The sequence below is a fragment of the Fibrobacter sp. UWB13 genome, assembly GCF_900177805.1.
GTDB lineage: Bacteria > Fibrobacterota > Fibrobacteria > Fibrobacterales > Fibrobacteraceae > Fibrobacter.
The window spans coordinates 36,809-53,928 of sequence record NZ_FXAX01000006.1 but is presented as its reverse complement, the minus strand read 5'-3'; the positions used below and the strand labels follow the sequence as shown (position 1 = coordinate 53,928).

Here is a 17,120-nt window from a genome sequence, read left to right as displayed (position 1 = left end):
CTTATTTTGTATAATATACAAAATAAATATACAAAAATTTATTTGGACAAAAAAAATCCGCACAAAGGCGGACTTTATATGAGGAGCGCAATTGAAAAGTGCGCAGCCAACGAGTTTATTTCTTGCGCTTTTTCAAGAAACTTGCAAGGGCTAGCGCGAGGACAATGCCCGCCGGGAGCACAACTGCAATCGTAAGGAGAATGAGCTTTTGAGCATCGCTCAAACCCTTAAGAGATTGCTTGAAGTTCTTGAGTTTTGCACGAATGCCCGGCTTTGCGACCTTGCCATTTTCGCCATCCACGGCGCCGTCAGCATCGTTTGCATTTGCCAAGTCTTCGGAACCAGCGAAAGCCTTGAATCCGGGAATCAGAGCAAACAACTTTGACGCCGAATCCTTGACGGGTCCGACAAAACGGCTGACATAGGAGCGCACCTTGCCGTAAACTTTTTTGAAAGGGCCTTTCAGTTGTTCTAACATACTTTCTCCAAACATTCATTTAAGGGACTCTAACCTTATAGCTAGTTCCTTTATACATTAAAATATACATTCCAGAATGAGTCAAAGGAATAGCCAAATGATTATTCGTGGAAGTTTCACGTTTTACCAAGCGCCCCTGAACATCGAACAAAGCAACGGATTCCGCAGGCGATACCCCATCAATATAAATCCATCCTCGATCCACAGAAGTCGTTATCGAGAGTTTCGGTTTAGTCGCGATAAAGCTCACAAAATTTTCATCAGTAGTATAGATGCTTGTATCACCAGCAAAAACATAATCCGAATTGATATTCACCATCTTACTGCCATTCATGATTTTCCAGCCATTGGGAGTTTTGTCTTTTAATGGATCAGGCATACTGTCGAGCCAAACCATTCGTCCATTGCAATCCGTATAAGCGGTATCAAAGACAACTCCGTTTACATAGCGGATTACACTATAGGTCGGTTTGCGCCCATCTCGAGCAAGCACCGGATAATCACCATTATAGCACCAAATATTTCTGTTAGATTCAGTTTTATACTTTGTATTCAATATCCACGCAAACTTCGAGGATTTCATCAGCGATTGTTCTAATCCCGTCGTATCCTTGGGAAAAGGGGTTTGCATCAAAACGGAATCATAATGATTCCCCTCGTGTTTTCCACCTACAACAACATTGTATAGCGGAGCCTTGTTTCCAATACTCGAAATTTTATAAAACGCAGCGTATGAATTATACACGCTCCCCGAATCAATTCCGACAATGCCACCCGAATACATACTAGTTGACGTTTTACCATTGTTTCCTAGAACAAGCCACGAAATATGAACACCGCAGTCCTCGACAATCCCTTGATTAGATTGCCTTGCAACAATGCCACCAGCAAAGGCTTCGGGGCTAATACCAAGGCCAAAGTCATCTAATGTTGCAGTAAGTCTAAGCGCCTGAGACTTGTCTATAAAGCCATAGAAAGATTTCGAAATCGTTCCTGTGTTATATGCAGCAATGCCTCCAATCGAAACACCTCCATCTCCAGCACGACCAAGCGAGCCCGTGTATTCCGACCAAGTCACACGGCCATGGTTTTCTGAGACAATTCCACCGACAAAGCCGGTTACATTTTCGATATTTCCCACCATTTTAACATGATCGAGCGTTCCTTCATTCTTGCCACAAATACCGCCAAGCATCGCAGGTACAGCATCGTCTAAACTAGCCTCGCTAAGCGATTCAGAAACAGTCCCCACATTAGCCCCTACAATTCCCCCCATATACATCGTCACCATCGAGCCATGAGGTGAAACATGCACATCATTCGCACGGATGTGAGTTACAGCCCCCTTATTAAGCCCGACAACGCCGCCAACAAAATATCTCATAACATATCCGTTTACCATCACCAAAGAAATTCTCGTGGAATCTTTTACTATAGTCCTTGTAGAAGTGCTCCCCTTAGCAATGGGCTCAACATCAAGAACGCGCACACTATCGATAAGACCTTTATTCACACCAGCGACACAACCAACAACAGAAAAGAAAAACGGAGTATTCTTTGCAAACTCATCCAAAGTCATAACCGTATCAGAGCCAAGATGTTCTGATGTAATCAAGCTGTTTTTGAGAGTGAAATTCTTGACAACTCCCTTTTCACCGACAAACCTGAAAAAGCCATTAAAAACGGTATCTACTTTTTCTAGCGAATGTTCGGAGCGTGCGCCGTTAATCGTTTTTCCATTGCCATCAAAAATGCCTTCAAACGCAAGCGAATCTGCAAGACCTATCGGAGTCCAATAGTTGGTATCGCCTGACACCGAGTCCCAAAGTACAATATCATTTTTCAGAATGGCGTTAATGTTGTTTTTGCCAGACGCAACTTCATTCGAGAACCAAGCAAGTTCCTTTGCCGAAGAAATTTCGTAATAAGGTTTCCCGTCAACCTGAACCTGCGAAGGTTTTGTTGCCACATCGCTCCAAGCAGCAGCAAAACTACAACAGGCAGCAAATAAAATTGCGCAGATAAAAAACATAATTTTCTCCTTTTTTCCGAGATGGCGGTGGTCCGACAAGTTCACCAACCTTAGTCCGCCATGACGACTTCTTAAGCCTTCTTGTACAAGAGGTTCACGCCGCCGAAGAGAGCACGCATGTTGGCCTTGAGCGTATCGCTCGAGACACCGCGACCTTCAACTTCTTCGCCGTTAGCCTTCAAGACAATGCGGCTTAAGCCACGACCTGCCCACAACTTGTCCTTTTCAGGAACAACAAGCTGGCGGTACTTCACGAGTTCAACCGGCATGCCGATTTCACGCATGAGCATAAGGGCAGCTTCAATCGGGCCTTCGGCCGTCACGGACTTCACAAGCGCTTCGCCATCCTTCTTGAAGTGGAAAATGAAGCGGTTTTCGTCCGGGATAACTTCGATGTTGTTGAACACCAGGCGACCGTTCACGTTGACGAACTGTTCGCGGAACACGTCAAGCACGCGTTCGGCACTGAGTTCGCCTTCGGCTTCGCTCAAGCGCTTCAGCACCGGCTGCAACTTGGAAGCTTCCTGCAAGGTCATCTTGTAGCCGAACTTCGTGATGATTTCGTACACGGCGGTGCGGCCGCTCTGGCTCGTGAAGCTGAGCGTATCGTTCTGGTTACGACCAATGATCGAGTAATCAATCGGACGGTAAGCGCCCTTCTTCATGTCCTTCGTCTTGGAAGCGCCATCCTGATGGATGCCACTGCGGTGGACGATAGCTTCAGTACCGATCAACGGAGCGCGGATGTATATAGGCACGCCACTCCAGTGGCTCACGAGAATTGCAGTTTCGTAAATGCGTTCGAGATGCAGCCCCGTATCGACACCGGAGTTATGCAAGCCAATCGCAACTTCGTAGAAGTTCGTGTTACCGCAACGTTCACCGAGGCCGTTCAAAGCAACTTCGAGCTGTGTGGCGCCGACGAAGAAACTTTCGACAGTTGCTGCAGTCGCCATGCCGAGGTCGTTATGGCAGTGCACAGAAATCGTGATGTTCTTGGGCAGAGCTTCGTAAACCTGCTTGACCTGATCCACATAGAGCTTCGGGCGATAGCGTTCCACCGTGTTCGGCAGGTTGATCGTCGTAGCACCGGCTTCGACAACAGCCTTCAGAACGTCAATCACAAAATCCATGTTTTCGAGGCAGTCGCCAAAATGTTCAGCACTGAATTCCACATCGCCCTTGTCACCAACGAGCGACTTTGCAAACTTCACGCACTTCACAGCCTTTTCCTTGACCTGTTCAGGCGTCATGTGCAGCACGTTTTCCATGGACAAGGGGCTTGTAGCGAGGAACGTGTGGATGCGCGGGTGCGGTGCGTACTGGACCGCTTCCCAGCAGCGCTGGATATCGCTTTCGATGCAGCGAGCGAGGCCAGAAACCACGACGTTCTTTGCAGTTTCGTCGCCTTCTTCCGCCATCTGAGCGGTGAGCTTAGCCAATTCCATGACCGATTCAAAATCCATTTCGCTAGACGCAGGGAAACCGACTTCGGCACCTTGCACACCGAGCTTCAAGAGCAACAGATAAACATCTTTTTTCTGGGCATTGTTCCAAGGCTTCGGAAGAGCCTGGTTACCATCACGCAGTGTTACGTCATAGAAGAATGGTTTTCTCGTTTCAGTCATTTTTTATCTCCTTGCCGGCTTCAAGACCGCAAAGTTCCTTTAATTTTTCAATTCCAAAAATAGAATTTCACCATAAAAAAGAACCCGCTTCATTCTCGAAGCGGGCGCTTTTAGGTTTAAATTCTTTGAAAATCTTTGAAAAATCCCTAAAACCTCGCTTCGGTAGCGATGCTAAGTAGAAGTAGAAGGTTCGTGATTTTTCTCATGTGCATGAATATACAAAGTTTCGAGAGGAATGGCAAGGGGGAAGGAGGGGGTGTTCCCATTTTAGAAACTACTGCTTTTTCCGAATCGGATGGCGGATTACGGTCTTTAACTTGTCCGGAGCAACCTTGCGCGCATCGGAAAAGTCATAGTCGCCATGTCATCGACAAAAAGTCCAAAGCCTTCTAATTTCATTGCAAAGCCTCCTTTGTTACATACACAAATGTACACTATTTTATAAATTTGTCAAGCCTTTGATTCTTCCCAAAAGGTCGTACAGCTTGCCGTTTTTTTGTGGTTTCTGTTGTGCTTTGACTTTGTGGATGCGAATCGTTTTTTGTTCTGGCACTTCCAGTTTTTGCATCGGATCTCCGATAATCGATTCTCCATAGAACCAATCGTAAAGGTCTTCCTTATGGCCGTACTGGTTTCTTTTCACCCTTTCATTCACCCATTCCCGGAACGATTCGCCAATGAACTTGTGCTCAAAGGCGTAGTACATGAAACCATCCATTTGGTCGCTTCCACTGGTTTTGGACGAACCGATACTTACAAAACCGCCGTTAATCGTGTTAAAGATATGCTCGCTTCCAACAGAGGCACTATTGGCGTTGCCGTAGAAATCATAGCAGGTAAGTGGACCACAGCAAGCAAAGTGGAAAAATCTCGGTGAGACGCACATGTTCCTTTCCACTTGTGTTATATCCAGTCCGTTTCCAAGGCCAGTTTGGCCTCCGTGCCCACCGTAAAGGGCCCAATCATACTTATCTGATTTTATGTTGTCTAGATATTCCAGCCCGTCAGCGATAGACTTATCAAGGGAGTCTAGGGAATAAAGACGACTCAAACCATCAACGAATTTCTGGTCTAGAGGATTGTTTAAGCCTCCTTCCTCAGTTAGGAACATGGCACTACGCGTACGTTTCTTGAACAAACCGAGATAGTAGCTGTGGATTTTCTCGAAATATCTCAATAAAAGTGTTTTGGGGTTACCGTAGAAACCGGCCGTGTTGGGGTCAATTCGAGAAACCCATATTTCAAAGGAATCAGAAACTGCGCCACTTTTGGAATAGTGCCCGTCAAAAACTCCATTGGATTTTCCAGAAATCCAAAGGTGCTTTATGTCCTCTTCGGGGAGCGAATCTATCATGAAAATATTTCCGTAATAGGTTTGATTAAGACCGCGTGTGCTCTTGTCATTTTGACGCCAAACGGAATCAGGGATTGGTTGATAGGAGGCATTATCCCCGCATTTCCATTTTAGGGTAAGATAAGCGTCGCCAAATTCTTCTGCATAGTTCAGTTTGAATTTGTAGAGACTGTCTTTTTGGAATTGAAAAGCGCTGTAATAGGGAATGTCCCAGTTGTTGAACCATGCGTCAATGAGCAGGGAATCGTTAATCCAAAGGCGCCTGTCATTGTCCGTGGTAAGTTGCAGGGAACAAAGTGCGGTGACAGGAGATTTGATGTATCCGGAATATGCAATTGAAAAACTATCCGCCGGTACTTTCCCTGGTATCGGAGAACCGTTGACTACATTGAAGTTTAATGTTGTCGTGGTGGTGTCAAACAACTTTCCGCCATAGGCTTCGGGGCCTCCGGCAGCAGTGTCTTTCCAAATACCGTCAAGATCCATGAAGTATAAGTCTGTTACCCAACGTTGGTATCGGAATCCTTCTTCTGTTTTCTGATAAAATTCAAATTGAGCTCGCGGAATGTCTCCAACAAAAACGGCTCCCGTGATAGAATCCTTCTTGCTTACGAGTATTTCTTTTAGGTCGGTCGCTTTCCCGCCGTTCTTCTGGGATTTGAAAGATACGATAGAGGCATTTACCTGATAAGTATTCCAGATGTCATCTGTATAGGTGTTTATGGCATTCCTGATTTCGTTGTCTTTTATCATTTCGTCGTCAACGACGATGAGGATATCAGATGCTTTACTCCATGCGCAAACGTAAAATAGGAGAAATACCCCTAAAAAATATTCAAGTGTATTTTTCATGAAAGCCCCCCAAGACTTCATTAAAGACAAAATCTTTTTTTAGGAAATATATATTATTTCAAAAAAACAGTCAAAACCTCTCAAAAAACACTTTTTCAATCGCTTGTTCACCCAAACAAAATAAAGTATATTGAAGTGGGTTTTATAGAAGAGTTATTTCAAGCATAAATAAAATGGTGTTGCGTACTAGTTTCGTCAAAGCGTCCGCTATCGGGCTTGCCGTAGCCTGCACTTCTTTGTTTGCAAAGGCCACCGACACGCCGAATCAGTATCAGCAGGATGAGTGGTCTCCCGAATATGGTAGTAGCACCTGGATGTACGAGAACTCGGCAGGATTATTTGAAACGGGTCCGCTCGACGACTACCGCGCCGCTAAGCGTCTTTTCTTGAATCGTCAGTTCTTGGATGCGGCTTACGCCTTCGGTAAGGTTCAGACCAAGTACCCGGCATTCCACTTGGTGGACCAGGCTGCTTTCTATGAGGCAAAGTCCTTTGAAAACCTCCGTATGCACAAGGCGGCTAGGGAAATTTACCGAGATGCCATCAAGCGCTATCCGCAGAGTGACCAACTTGCCAAGTATCACTTCCAGTTGATGAACATGGACTATAAGGAAGGAAAATATACAGAAGCAATGAATAAGTACCAGTACATTGCTCAGAAGTTCGGCAAAAGCGATGCGAAGGCTGATGCAGACTACGTTGCCAGCCAAATCAAGTTCGAACAGGGCCTCTATCAGGAAGCTATCGATCTGCTCGCCACAATCCATCCGGGTAACGCAAACTACTTATACGCCCGCTATACAATGGGTATCGCTAACAGTCGAATGAGCAAGTTTGACGAAGCCGAAAACTGCTTCCGCGCTATTACGGAACTGCCAGTTTCCAACAAGTCCGAACACGACATCCAGAATGCAGCCAAGGTCAAACTTGGCCACCTATTCTTCTCTGCAGAAAAGCCGGACATTGCAGCCGCCGCTCGGATGTATGGCCTGGTGCAGAAGGATTCTCCGGTGTTCGACGAAGCGATGCTTGGTATTGCATGGGCCTTTATCAAGGCCAACAAGCCGGATGAAGCTATAAAGTACGCCAAATGGATTATAAACAACCTTCCAGAATCTTTCCTCGTGTCAGAAGCTTACCTTGTTATGGGTTTCTGCTACATGATAAAGAAGAACTACCAGGACGCTTTAGAAGCCTTGAATCAGGCTGAAAATCGCACGGAACAGCCGATGGTGTCTGTTGCTGCTCGCGATAGCGCTCGTCAGGCATTCGATGCAATATGGAGCCAGTATGACTCCATTCAGATTCTAGCCTTGGATCTTGCAAGCCAGTTACCGACGCCGCGTGTGGAAAGCAAGCGTAAAGCATTACGTCCGACGTTAGACAAGGCCAACCAGGCTATTGAAGATTACGCTTCGTTCATGCAGAGAGCTATCCAAAGTGACCGCTTCGAATCCAACCGCAAGCGCATTTTGGAAGATGCTTTCCCTACAAAACCCATGCCCAGTCCTCAATTTCCTTTTCCTAATAATAGTACGCCCAATTTAAATCTCGGAGATTTAGAAGATGATTTGTAGCGTATGGAATTTTAGGGAATTTAAATAAATCGATTTTATAAGCAGTTTGCAAAATGAAAAAAGAGAAAACCCGACTTAGTCGGGCTGGGTATTTCATTTAGAAAAAAGCAATCACCGATTTCTTGGTAGGATTTCCTTTTTAGGAACCTTGAACAATTCGGCAGCTTTCTCTGGGGTCATTATTCCGGCATCGACCATAAGTTGGGCGTGTTCTTTACAGGCATCATCATGTCCTTGAGCATAGGCCCCTTGTCTCTCGTAAAGCAAGTCTGTCATACCATCAACCTCGTTCAATAGAATTTCGTCGGTGTACTCTGTTAAAGATACACCTTTGATGAAATCTTTGTCAAGTAGGCTCTTTAACGCTCGTCATAAAAGTTCAATCACACGAAAACCCACATAAAATATGAGTATATTTAAAAGTAAGCCTTATCGAGATGCTTCTCGAGCTGAGATAAAATATGAGCATAACCTATCAATACGCCCAATCTGAAGACGGCTCTGTAAAGCACGTCCAGGAAGTCACGGTGGAATATCGCAAAAACCACCAGTTTACTTGCTTAGGTTGCGGCTCTAAATTGGAAGCTGTTGTAAATGTCACGAAAAGACTTCCGCATTTTAGACATTCAGAATCCAAATGCTCTCTTGAAACGTATCTGCATCAACTTGGTAAAAGACTTTTCAAGGAACTGTTTGAAAAGAATAAAATGATGGGGTTCCCCTTAATGGTTGACTACGAAGTAGAACATCAATGTGGAACGGATAAGTGTAAATACTGTAAGAGTGAAAAGTGTTATGGACAATTTGAAAATAGAAAACTTGATTTAATTGAAAAATTTACAAGTATTGAAGTTGAAAAATACGATTCAACAACTGGATTGACACCAGATATTTTGCTTTCAAACGCTAATGGTGATAAATTGTATGTGGAAATTGCTGTGACACATATTTCCACAGAGGATAAAATAGCTTCTGGCGTACCCATTGTAGAAATCAATCTTGAATCGGAAGAAGACTTGAAAGGCTTCCGAACAGAAAATGGCCTGATCGTTACGGATTTAAACAGACTCAATGTTGTATGTTTCAATATGGTAAATAGCGCCATAAAAGACGAACCATATTGCACGTTGGAAATGTTAAAAGCAAAGAATAGTTTCAAAGACTATTATGCCAAAACACTAAGAAAGAATGAAAGGTTTGTCATCAATTTCCCTAGCGGAAAACATTGCGAGAAAGACTGCCCCTATTTCAAAACTGTTCGATGCCTAAACGCAATGACTTGTTCAAGTTTTGATTTGGCCTGTAGGTTTAGGAGCATCGTAGATGCAGAATGTACTGACGATAGTTTGGTTTACGCAGATGAAAAAGGAAACAAAATTCGATTCGCCTTTTCGGTGGGATTGTCAAGAGGATATATATTTGACGATAAAATACGAACGATTCAATTTGGATTGAATTTAAATAATGGTATTTTTCCTTGGGAAGAGCCCTATATGATAATAAAGGAATCAAACGATATAAGATTCCATAATTTCAAATTGAAAAATTTTTTGTCTTGCGGAGATTATCAATTTAAAGGGTTTATGCTGACAAAGGATGGTCGCTGTACTCCGGTAAGATATGAGGAAATTCCTAGCATATACGAAAAATTGAAAGCTATGGAAAAAACACTTTGTGATTATGTTGTCATAGGAAATTCCTTGCAAGAATCCTATCAATTTTTCCCAGGTGACGATGTTTTCAAGGCTGTTCTATGTCTTTTTTTGAAGAACAAAAGAAATGTTAGAAATTGTTTCCTTTGCCAACATTGTAGAAAAAACTGGAAAAAAGGCGTAGCCGACGACACCCCGATATATTGCAAGAAACATTACAACACCTGCCGTTCAGGAAACGCCGTAGAATGCGGATATTATGAAATAAGCGAAAGAAGCATCGACTATTACCAAAGAAATTGGGATTTAGTTGAATTACTTGATGAATGCTATCGAGACAATCGCTTGAAACTGTAAAGCTCATTTACCCGATATTTCTTCAATACCTTATCATTTTTCTCTACAATGGGCTGGGCGTTTTCGCGTTTGGCCCTGTTTTTTTTCTTATAGAGATTGTTTTCAAGCGGAGATAAAAATCCCATAGCAGCGCTCCGTTTTAGCCATCACAAGCACTATCATATTGACTAAAAATTCATCAAAACATATATTAGTAAAAAGGTTTCACCACTCAGAGGCGTCTATGATAACAAAAAAAAACATCAATTCGTACAGATTGACTGATTTAGACGAACCTACCGATGAAATGCTTGCCCAAATAATGAGTGAAGCTGCAGAGGACACTCGCAAAGCAAACGCCAAGGCAACAAAGCAATTTTTTGATGAATTAAAAAAAGCGGCACTCGCAATCCACTAAAGCGATTCTACAATAAGAGTTTAATACTCCTACAAGCCATCCAAGAATTAAATTATATTTTTCGACAATTATGATTTTACTCGTCGCCGAAAAACCATCTGTCGCCAATCAACATTACAAGCCCATGTTGGAGCGTATCGAAGGGGAAAAGTTTACGCAAGGCGACGGGTGCCTCATCGGCAAGAACCATTGCATCACATGGTGCGTGGGTCACTTGATTACGCTTGCTCCGTTGGACGCCTACCCCGGTTTCGAGGGCGGTTGGCGACTTTCGAACTTGCCGCTTTTGCCCGAAAAATTCAAGTTGATGGAAATCGAGAGCACGCGAAAGCAGCTCGCGGTTGTGCGCGACATGATGGCAAGGGCGGATGTTCTTGTGAACGGCGCGGACGCGGGCCGTGAAGGTAATTTGATTTTCGACTTGATTCTCGACTACACGCCGGACTTTCGCAAAAAGCAGATCAAGCGTTTGTGGGTGAACAGCTATGTGGCGAAAGATTTGGACAAGGCTTGGAAGAATCTGGAAGACGCGACTGAGCGTTTGAACTTGAGCTATGCGGCAAGGCTCCGCCAGCGTGCCGACTGGATGGTCGGGCTGAATGCAACTCGTGCATACACGCTCACTGCCGGGCGCGGAAAGATGATTTCTGTGGGGCGCGTGCAGACACCGACGCTGAACTTGGTCGTGGAACGCGATGCAATTGTCGAGCAATTCAAGGAACTGTTTTATTACAGTGTTGTGGGAACGTGGAAAGGGTTCCTGGCGCAGCTCGTCAAAAGCGAAACGAAAGAGGAAAAAGGCGATTCCGGCACGCCTGTAGATGAGAAAGTCGCGGCAGACAAGCAAAGCAATTTAAAAGTTGCGATTTTCGAGAAAGAAGAGCCGGCGCAAGCTGTTATAGACAAATGTTCGCCGCCAGAAGAAGCGGCAATTGCAAAGGTTGACATCCAGCAAAAAAAACAGTTCCCGCAAAAGCCGTTCGACTTGACGGAACTGCAAAAAGAGGGCAACAAGCGTTTTAAATACAGCGCCCAACAAGTTCTCGATTGCGCACAAAACTTGTACGAAAAGAAGTTGCTCACCTACCCGCGTACGGACTCGCAATACCTGCCGGATACGATGCAGCAAGAAGCATACGCACTTGCACAAAAACTAGCCACGCCGCAAGAAAAATCAGTCATGCGTAGCGTGAACGAAAACTTTGTCTTCATCAACTCCAGTAAAGTCACAGACCACTTTGCCATTATCCCCACGGGAGAAGAGCCGCAAAACCTCCCTGAAATGGAAGAGAACATTTACAAGCTCGCGAAGGAACGCTTTGTGCAGGCTTGGCTCAAGCCGTATGTCTGGAGCGAAATGGAAGTTCTGCTGGATGCCGCCAACGCCGAAATCTTTAGGCTAAAACTCAAGAGGAATGAAGATTTAGGTTTCCGCGCACTCGTCAAGGAAGAAAAGAAGAAACCGTCGAAAAAGAAAAAAGGCGATACCGGAACAGAGTCCGGCATGACAAGCGATGCGAAGGGAGCAGATACCGAAAGCAAAGGCGATGGCGACGATATCACAAACATTGTCGAGACATTCCCGGAATGGAATCTCGGGGACCACGCGCCATTTGACAGTCTAGAACTGCAAAAGAAAAAGAAGAGCAAGCCTAAGTACTTCACCGAAGCGACGCTCCTTGCCGCAATGAAAACGGCGGGCAAGCAAATCGAAAACGAAGAACTTGCCGAAGCCATGAAAGAACGCGGTCTCGGAACGCCAGCCACGCAAGCTGGCATCATCGAAACGCTCAAAAAACGCGGATTCATCGAAGCGCAAAAGAATTACCTTGTCAGCACCCAACGCGGACGCGAAGTCATCGCGCTCATGGACGAAAAAGTCAAATCACCCGAAATGACCGGCGAATGGGAATTCAAGCTTTCGCAAGTCGAAAAAGGCAAACTCACGCCAATTGAATTCCGCGACGGCATCGTGAATTACGTCAAGGAACTCTTCGAACATCTGCACCAAAAATACGCAAGCCAATTCGAACGCGAAACCGTCACCGACGCCATTCCTTGCCCGAAATGTTCCAGCCCGTTGGAAATTGCGCCGTGGGGCTATATCTGCAAAAACGAAGAATGCGGCTTCAAGGCAGGCCACACGATTGCCGGCCGCACACTGAGCCACGCCGAAATGGCGACACTCCTGAAAACCGGCAAGTCCGATTTGCTCAGCGGTTTCAAGAGCAAAAAAGGAACGACATTCAGCGCCACGCTCACATTAGGCGATGACGGCAACATCGGCTTTGAATTTTCCGATGACGCCCGCGCCAAAACGCCGACCAATTACAAGTGTCCCAAGTGCGGCAAGACGCTTTTGGATTCCGGGAACCGCCTCATCTGCGAAGGGAGCGACGTCACCACATCGAACAACGAAAATGGCGACCCGACGCTCACACCGGACACAGCCCCGACTTGCGACTTCGTATTTTACAAGACAATTGCCGGGCACATCATGAGCGACACAGAAATTGCAGAACTTTTCAGCAACGGCACGACCGAAATCATCAGCGGATTCTTGACCAAGAAAGGCACGACCTTCAACGCCAAAGTCGTCTGGGACAAGGATTTCAAGGCGACATTCGCTTTCGAAAACGATGGACATTTCCACGGCACCGAAACCAAGTTCAACTGCCCGCTCTGCAAAAAGAAACTCGAAGAAAACAAAAACGCCATTTTCTGCCCAGCTTGTAACTTTACCCTGTTCAAGTCCGTTGCAGGCAAAAAACTCCGCGTAGCAGACATCAAGGCTCTCCTCACCGGCGGCAAGACCGAACTTTTAACCGGATTCAAGAGCAAGAAAGGGACGGAATTCGATGCCTACCTAAAACTCGGTGAAGACGGTCGCACAAATTTTGAATTTGTCCACAGAGACCTCCCCTGCCCTTGTTGCGGCGACCAACTGCGTTTCCGTAGCGGCACGACCACGCAAACGCCAAACGGCGAAGTGCAAACGCTTGCGGCATACGTGTGCATGAACCCCGCCTGCAATTACGGGATTCCCAAAATATTCTTCAAACGCGAGTTTTCCGACGAAGAAGTCGAAACGCTCCTCAAGAACAAATCCACACCGATCCTTGAACCGTTCAAGAAAAACGACACGACATTCAGGGCTGCGCTAGAACTGCGCGAAGGCGGCAAGATTGCGTTCAACAAGCTCACCGTAGAAGTGATTAAGAAAGGGTAAATGACGGCGGTCGCCGCAGTCACCCTACAACATTTATAGGTTAACACAGAAATGGAGTTGTTCCATTTGGAACCTCTTTTACATTTTTCTATATTTGCACCCGAAAAATACGCGGGTAAAGCGGGTTAAAGATGAGCGAAAACTATAAATACGGATTTGTCACTGATATTGAGAACGAAGCCTTCGAAAAAGGCCTTAACGAGGATATCATCCGCAGGGCGTCAGCGCTTCGCGGCGAACCGCAATTTATGCTCGATTTTCGCTTGAGAGCCTACGAAAAGCTCAAGACGATGGAACAGCCCAACTGGGGCGAGCTCCACTTCAATCCTGTCGATTTGCAGGACATCGTTTACTATTCCGCGCCGAAGACCAAGAAGAGCCACGAAAAGATCGAAGACGTGGACCCGGAACTCTTGGCGACTTTTGAAAAGCTCGGCATCCCGCTCGACGAACAGAAGCGACTCGCGAACGTCGCCGTCGATGCCGTGTTCGATTCCGTCAGCATTTACACAAGCCACAAGAAGAAGCTCATGGAAATGGGCATCATCTTCTGCTCCATCAGCGACGCCATCAAGGAATACCCGGAACTCATCGAGGAATATCTGGGTAGCGTGGTCCCCGCTGGCGACAACTACTTTGCGGCCCTCAACAGCGCGGTCTTTGGCGACGGAAGCTTCGTCTATATTCCGCCTGGAGTCAAGTGCCCCATGGACCTTTCCACCTACTTCCGCATCAACAACAAGGAAGCAGGCCAGTTCGAACGCACATTGATTATCGCCGATGACGACGCCAGCGTAAGCTACCTCGAAGGCTGCACCGCGCCGGAATTCAGCAGCAAGCAGCTCCACAGCGCCATCGTGGAACTCGTGGCCAAAGAAAACGCCAAAATCAAGTATTCTACCGTGCAGAACTGGTACGCCGGCGACCGCGAAACGGGCGCAGGCGGCGTGTACAACTTCGTCACGAAGCGTGGCAAATGCGCAGGCAAGAACAGCCGCATCAGCTGGACGCAGGTCGAAACGGGTTCCGCCATCACGTGGAAGTACCCGAGCTGCATCTTGCAGGGCGACAATTCCGTCGGTGAATTCTACAGCGTGGCCCTCACGAACGGCCACATGCAGGCAGACACCGGCACGAAGATGATCCACATCGGCAAGAACACCAAGAGCACGATTATTTCGAAGGGCATCAGCGCGGACTGCTCTAGCAACGCCTACCGTGGCGAAGTGAGCATCCGTAAGTCCGCTACAGGCGCCCGCAACTACACCCAGTGCGATAGCATGCTCGTCGGCACCAAGAGCGCCGCCCACACGTTCCCCTACATCACCGTCGCAAACGCAAGCGCCCAAACCGAGCACGAAGCTACGACCAGCCGCATCAGCGAAGACCAGCTGTTCTACTTTGAGAGCCGCGGCATCAAACGTGAAGATGCCATACAAGCGATGGTCGGCGGATTCTGCAAGGACGTGTTCAAGGAACTCCCCGGCGAGTTCGCTACAGAGGCCCGCCAACTGTTGACTTTAAAACTCGAACATAGCGTCGGATAATTTTGGCGCCAAAACGCCGAAAACAGCAACTATTGACTAAAAAATCATGCTCGGCTATGCCGGGCATTTTTTGATTTTTTAACTGTGGACATTTAATTATTAAAAGGAAAGGGCCGGAAATTTTAGTTTCCGACCCTTATTGGTGTATATGGAGTACTTTATATATAGCATTTTTTACAATATAAAGTGTCACCTAAATTCAATTTTTAATAAAAAAATATTTTATCGTACAAACATTGTACTTATTGACTAACAACTTAAGAATGAATAAACAAATTATAAACCGTCTATAAAAAAATCCCCTGCATAGTTACAGGGGAATACCTCAGGGTTTTGTCATGATACAGTATGATACAGACAACTTAGCGAGCAACGATTTGACGTTGGATTTGTTCAGAAAGTTCAGTGCTACCCATCTCGGCAATGCACTTTAGAGCAAATTCTTCAGCCGTACCCGGACCACGGCTTGTAATGATATTTCCGTCAACAACGACGCGGTCTGTAGAAAATTCACTGCATACAAGATCGGTCTCGCAGCCAGGATAACACGTAGCCTTTCTGTCGACAAGAATTCGAGCCTTGCTGAGTACCGTCGGAGCGGCGCAAATAGCCAAAATCCATTTATTATCATCATTGAGGCTGCAAATTGCATTTTCAACAGCAGCACTTGCCTTGAGATTCTGCACGCCAACACCGCCACCCGGCAAGAAAACAGCATCGAAATCGGTCGGTTCAAGTTTATTCAAAGCAACATCGGACTGGATTTTGAGCCCATGAAGACCATTGACTAAATCAGCCCCCGAAACAGACGCAATAGTCACCTTAAAACCGGCACGGCGCCACAAATCAACAGGAACAACGAATTCGGTTTCTTCAAAACCATCTGCCAGCAGAACGAGAATTTGCATAATACCTCCAAATAGTTACCTAGTTATTATAGCTTTTTTTCTAATTCAATTACCTTTTTTCATTATTTTTTTTGCGTTCTTAACTCATTTTTAAACAGCACCAACATCAGAGATATCGTGAAATTCTATATTTAGGGTATGAATTTTAAAGACAGAATCATCCGTGCGACGGGCAAAAAAACGCCCTTCCGCCTTATCGTGGTCGATTTAACAGAGACCATGAATGAAATCGGCCGCCACCACAACGCCAAGGGTTTTGCCCTCAAGTTGCTTGCCGAAAACTCCATTGCAAGCATATTCTTGAGCGCAGGCCTTAAATTCGCAGGTACAGTTTCCTATACCACTACTTTTGGTGGCGAAATCACAAAGATTCAAACAGACTCGACTCCGATGGGTCTTGTCCGCGCCATGATTCCGCAGACTGAACTCCAGGCAATCGGAGCAAACGAACCCGCCCTCGTGCCTCAGCACGTGCAAGTCGTAAAGTTGAACGAACAGGGCAAGCGCGTTCACGAAAGCATTATCGAAGCTCCGTCCGTTTCTGTGGGTCAGAACCTCGCCACATACCTTTTGCAGTCCGAACAGATTCGCACTGCCGTTGGAATCGAAGCCCAGTACAACACTCAGGACCCGAGCGTTCTCGATTATGCCGCAGGCTTCTACATCGAAGCTTTCCCGGACCTCGAGGACAAGGACATCAACCTAATCGAAGTCATCGTGCAGAATCTCCCGAAGTTCTGTGACATGTACAAGGCAGACAAGGGCTTTGACCTTGATGAACTTCTGGACCAGCTCCGCGGACCGTACGACATCGAAGTGGTGCGCGAAATCGACCCGAAGCCCTTCTGCCCGTGCAGCAAGGACCGCATGCTCGCTACACTTGCAACGCTCCCGCTCAAGGATTTGCAAGAACTCAGCAGCGAAAACAAGGACTTGAACGTTGTCTGCGACTTCTGCCGCACAAACTACACGATTACACCTGCCGACATGCAAGAAATTATAGACGAGAGAAATAAGAAAATATAGTGCTAGGTCAATAGTCATTAGTCAATGGTCTTTAGTTTTTTAAAGTTTGGTGCCGTAAGCACAATTATCTACTAACAACTAAT

At 46.1% G+C, this 17,120-nt stretch carries 12 protein-coding genes; 6 read left to right on the top strand and 6 right to left on the bottom strand.

The annotated features are described in order from the left end of the window. Positions 1 to 115: 115 nt before the first annotated feature. The 4 genes from B9Y77_RS15305 to B9Y77_RS15285 all read right to left on the bottom strand — a co-directional run bounded on the left by B9Y77_RS15305 (position 116) and on the right by B9Y77_RS15285 (position 6,344). On the bottom strand, positions 116 to 478 hold the full coding sequence (locus tag B9Y77_RS15305) for a hypothetical protein (protein WP_085492282.1): 363 nt from the start codon (positions 476 to 478) through the stop codon (positions 116 to 118). A gap of 19 nt (positions 479 to 497) precedes the next feature. Then, the gene (locus tag B9Y77_RS15300) at positions 498 to 2,510 is read right to left on the bottom strand and encodes a hypothetical protein (RefSeq protein WP_085492281.1); all 2,013 of its coding nucleotides are present in this window, start codon (positions 2,508 to 2,510) and stop codon (positions 498 to 500) included. Between the two features lie 71 nt (positions 2,511 to 2,581). Further along, complete coding sequence (leuA2, locus tag B9Y77_RS15295) at positions 2,582 to 4,138, bottom strand: 2-isopropylmalate synthase LeuA2 (RefSeq protein ID WP_085492280.1); 1,557 nt, start codon at positions 4,136 to 4,138, stop codon at positions 2,582 to 2,584. Between the two features lie 439 nt (positions 4,139 to 4,577). Next, positions 4,578 to 6,344 (bottom strand): PA14 domain-containing protein, encoded by a 1,767-nt coding sequence (locus tag B9Y77_RS15285; protein WP_176221786.1) that lies wholly within the window; start codon positions 6,342 to 6,344, stop codon positions 4,578 to 4,580. Between the two features lie 173 nt (positions 6,345 to 6,517). On the opposite strand from B9Y77_RS15285, the gene B9Y77_RS15280 reads away from it, so the two are divergent. Next, complete coding sequence (locus B9Y77_RS15280) at positions 6,518 to 7,921, top strand: tetratricopeptide repeat protein (RefSeq protein ID WP_085492277.1); 1,404 nt, start codon at positions 6,518 to 6,520, stop codon at positions 7,919 to 7,921. 111 nt (positions 7,922 to 8,032) lie between these two features. On the opposite strand, the gene B9Y77_RS15275 is transcribed toward B9Y77_RS15280, so the two are convergent. Next, complete coding sequence (locus B9Y77_RS15275) at positions 8,033 to 8,197, bottom strand: hypothetical protein (protein ID WP_254900075.1); 165 nt, start codon at positions 8,195 to 8,197, stop codon at positions 8,033 to 8,035. Positions 8,198 to 8,382: 185 nt separating this feature from the next. Between B9Y77_RS15275 and B9Y77_RS15270 the strand changes: the two genes are divergently transcribed. The 4 genes from B9Y77_RS15270 to sufB all read left to right on the top strand — a co-directional run bounded on the left by B9Y77_RS15270 (position 8,383) and on the right by sufB (position 15,103). Continuing rightward, positions 8,383 to 9,930: a competence protein CoiA family protein gene (locus B9Y77_RS15270; RefSeq protein WP_085492275.1), complete on the top strand. Its 1,548-nt coding sequence runs from the start codon at positions 8,383 to 8,385 to the stop codon at positions 9,928 to 9,930. A 223-nt stretch (positions 9,931 to 10,153) separates the two neighbouring features. Then, complete coding sequence (locus tag B9Y77_RS16100) at positions 10,154 to 10,327, top strand: hypothetical protein (RefSeq protein ID WP_176221785.1); 174 nt, start codon at positions 10,154 to 10,156, stop codon at positions 10,325 to 10,327. A gap of 70 nt (positions 10,328 to 10,397) precedes the next feature. Continuing rightward, positions 10,398 to 13,556: a type IA DNA topoisomerase gene (locus B9Y77_RS15265; protein WP_085492274.1), complete on the top strand. Its 3,159-nt coding sequence runs from the start codon at positions 10,398 to 10,400 to the stop codon at positions 13,554 to 13,556. A gap of 131 nt (positions 13,557 to 13,687) precedes the next feature. Next, positions 13,688 to 15,103 (top strand): Fe-S cluster assembly protein SufB, encoded by a 1,416-nt coding sequence (gene sufB / locus B9Y77_RS15260; RefSeq protein WP_014546983.1) that lies wholly within the window; start codon positions 13,688 to 13,690, stop codon positions 15,101 to 15,103. A gap of 362 nt (positions 15,104 to 15,465) precedes the next feature. Here the strand turns inward: sufB and B9Y77_RS15255 are convergent, their stop codons facing one another. Further along, entirely contained in the window at positions 15,466 to 16,011 is a 546-nt protein-coding gene (locus tag B9Y77_RS15255; RefSeq protein WP_085492273.1) for a DJ-1 family glyoxalase III, read from the bottom strand. 138 nt (positions 16,012 to 16,149) lie between these two features. On the opposite strand from B9Y77_RS15255, the gene B9Y77_RS15250 reads away from it, so the two are divergent. Beyond that, entirely contained in the window at positions 16,150 to 17,037 is an 888-nt protein-coding gene (locus B9Y77_RS15250) for an Hsp33 family molecular chaperone HslO (RefSeq protein WP_085492272.1), read from the top strand. Positions 17,038 to 17,120: the final 83 nt, after the last annotated feature.

What these genes read in the sequence shown, in the direction of transcription:
- B9Y77_RS15305 (WP_085492282.1), bottom strand. Translation starts at nt 478, where the DNA reads ATGTTAGAACAACTGAAAGGCCCTTTCAAAAAAGTTTACGGCAAGGTG.
- B9Y77_RS15300 (WP_085492281.1), bottom strand. Translation starts at nt 2,510, where the DNA reads ATGTTTTTTATCTGCGCAATTTTATTTGCTGCCTGTTGTAGTTTTGCT.
- leuA2 (WP_085492280.1), bottom strand. Translation starts at nt 4,138, where the DNA reads ATGACTGAAACGAGAAAACCATTCTTCTATGACGTAACACTGCGTGAT.
- B9Y77_RS15285 (WP_176221786.1), bottom strand. Translation starts at nt 6,344, where the DNA reads ATGAAAAATACACTTGAATATTTTTTAGGGGTATTTCTCCTATTTTAC.
- B9Y77_RS15280 (WP_085492277.1), top strand. Translation starts at nt 6,518, where the DNA reads ATGGTGTTGCGTACTAGTTTCGTCAAAGCGTCCGCTATCGGGCTTGCC.
- B9Y77_RS15275 (WP_254900075.1), bottom strand. Translation starts at nt 8,197, where the DNA reads ATGACAGACTTGCTTTACGAGAGACAAGGGGCCTATGCTCAAGGACAT.
- B9Y77_RS15270 (WP_085492275.1), top strand. Translation starts at nt 8,383, where the DNA reads ATGAGCATAACCTATCAATACGCCCAATCTGAAGACGGCTCTGTAAAG.
- B9Y77_RS16100 (WP_176221785.1), top strand. Translation starts at nt 10,154, where the DNA reads ATGATAACAAAAAAAAACATCAATTCGTACAGATTGACTGATTTAGAC.
- B9Y77_RS15265 (WP_085492274.1), top strand. Translation starts at nt 10,398, where the DNA reads ATGATTTTACTCGTCGCCGAAAAACCATCTGTCGCCAATCAACATTAC.
- sufB (WP_014546983.1), top strand. Translation starts at nt 13,688, where the DNA reads ATGAGCGAAAACTATAAATACGGATTTGTCACTGATATTGAGAACGAA.
- B9Y77_RS15255 (WP_085492273.1), bottom strand. Translation starts at nt 16,011, where the DNA reads ATGCAAATTCTCGTTCTGCTGGCAGATGGTTTTGAAGAAACCGAATTC.
- B9Y77_RS15250 (WP_085492272.1), top strand. Translation starts at nt 16,150, where the DNA reads ATGAATTTTAAAGACAGAATCATCCGTGCGACGGGCAAAAAAACGCCC.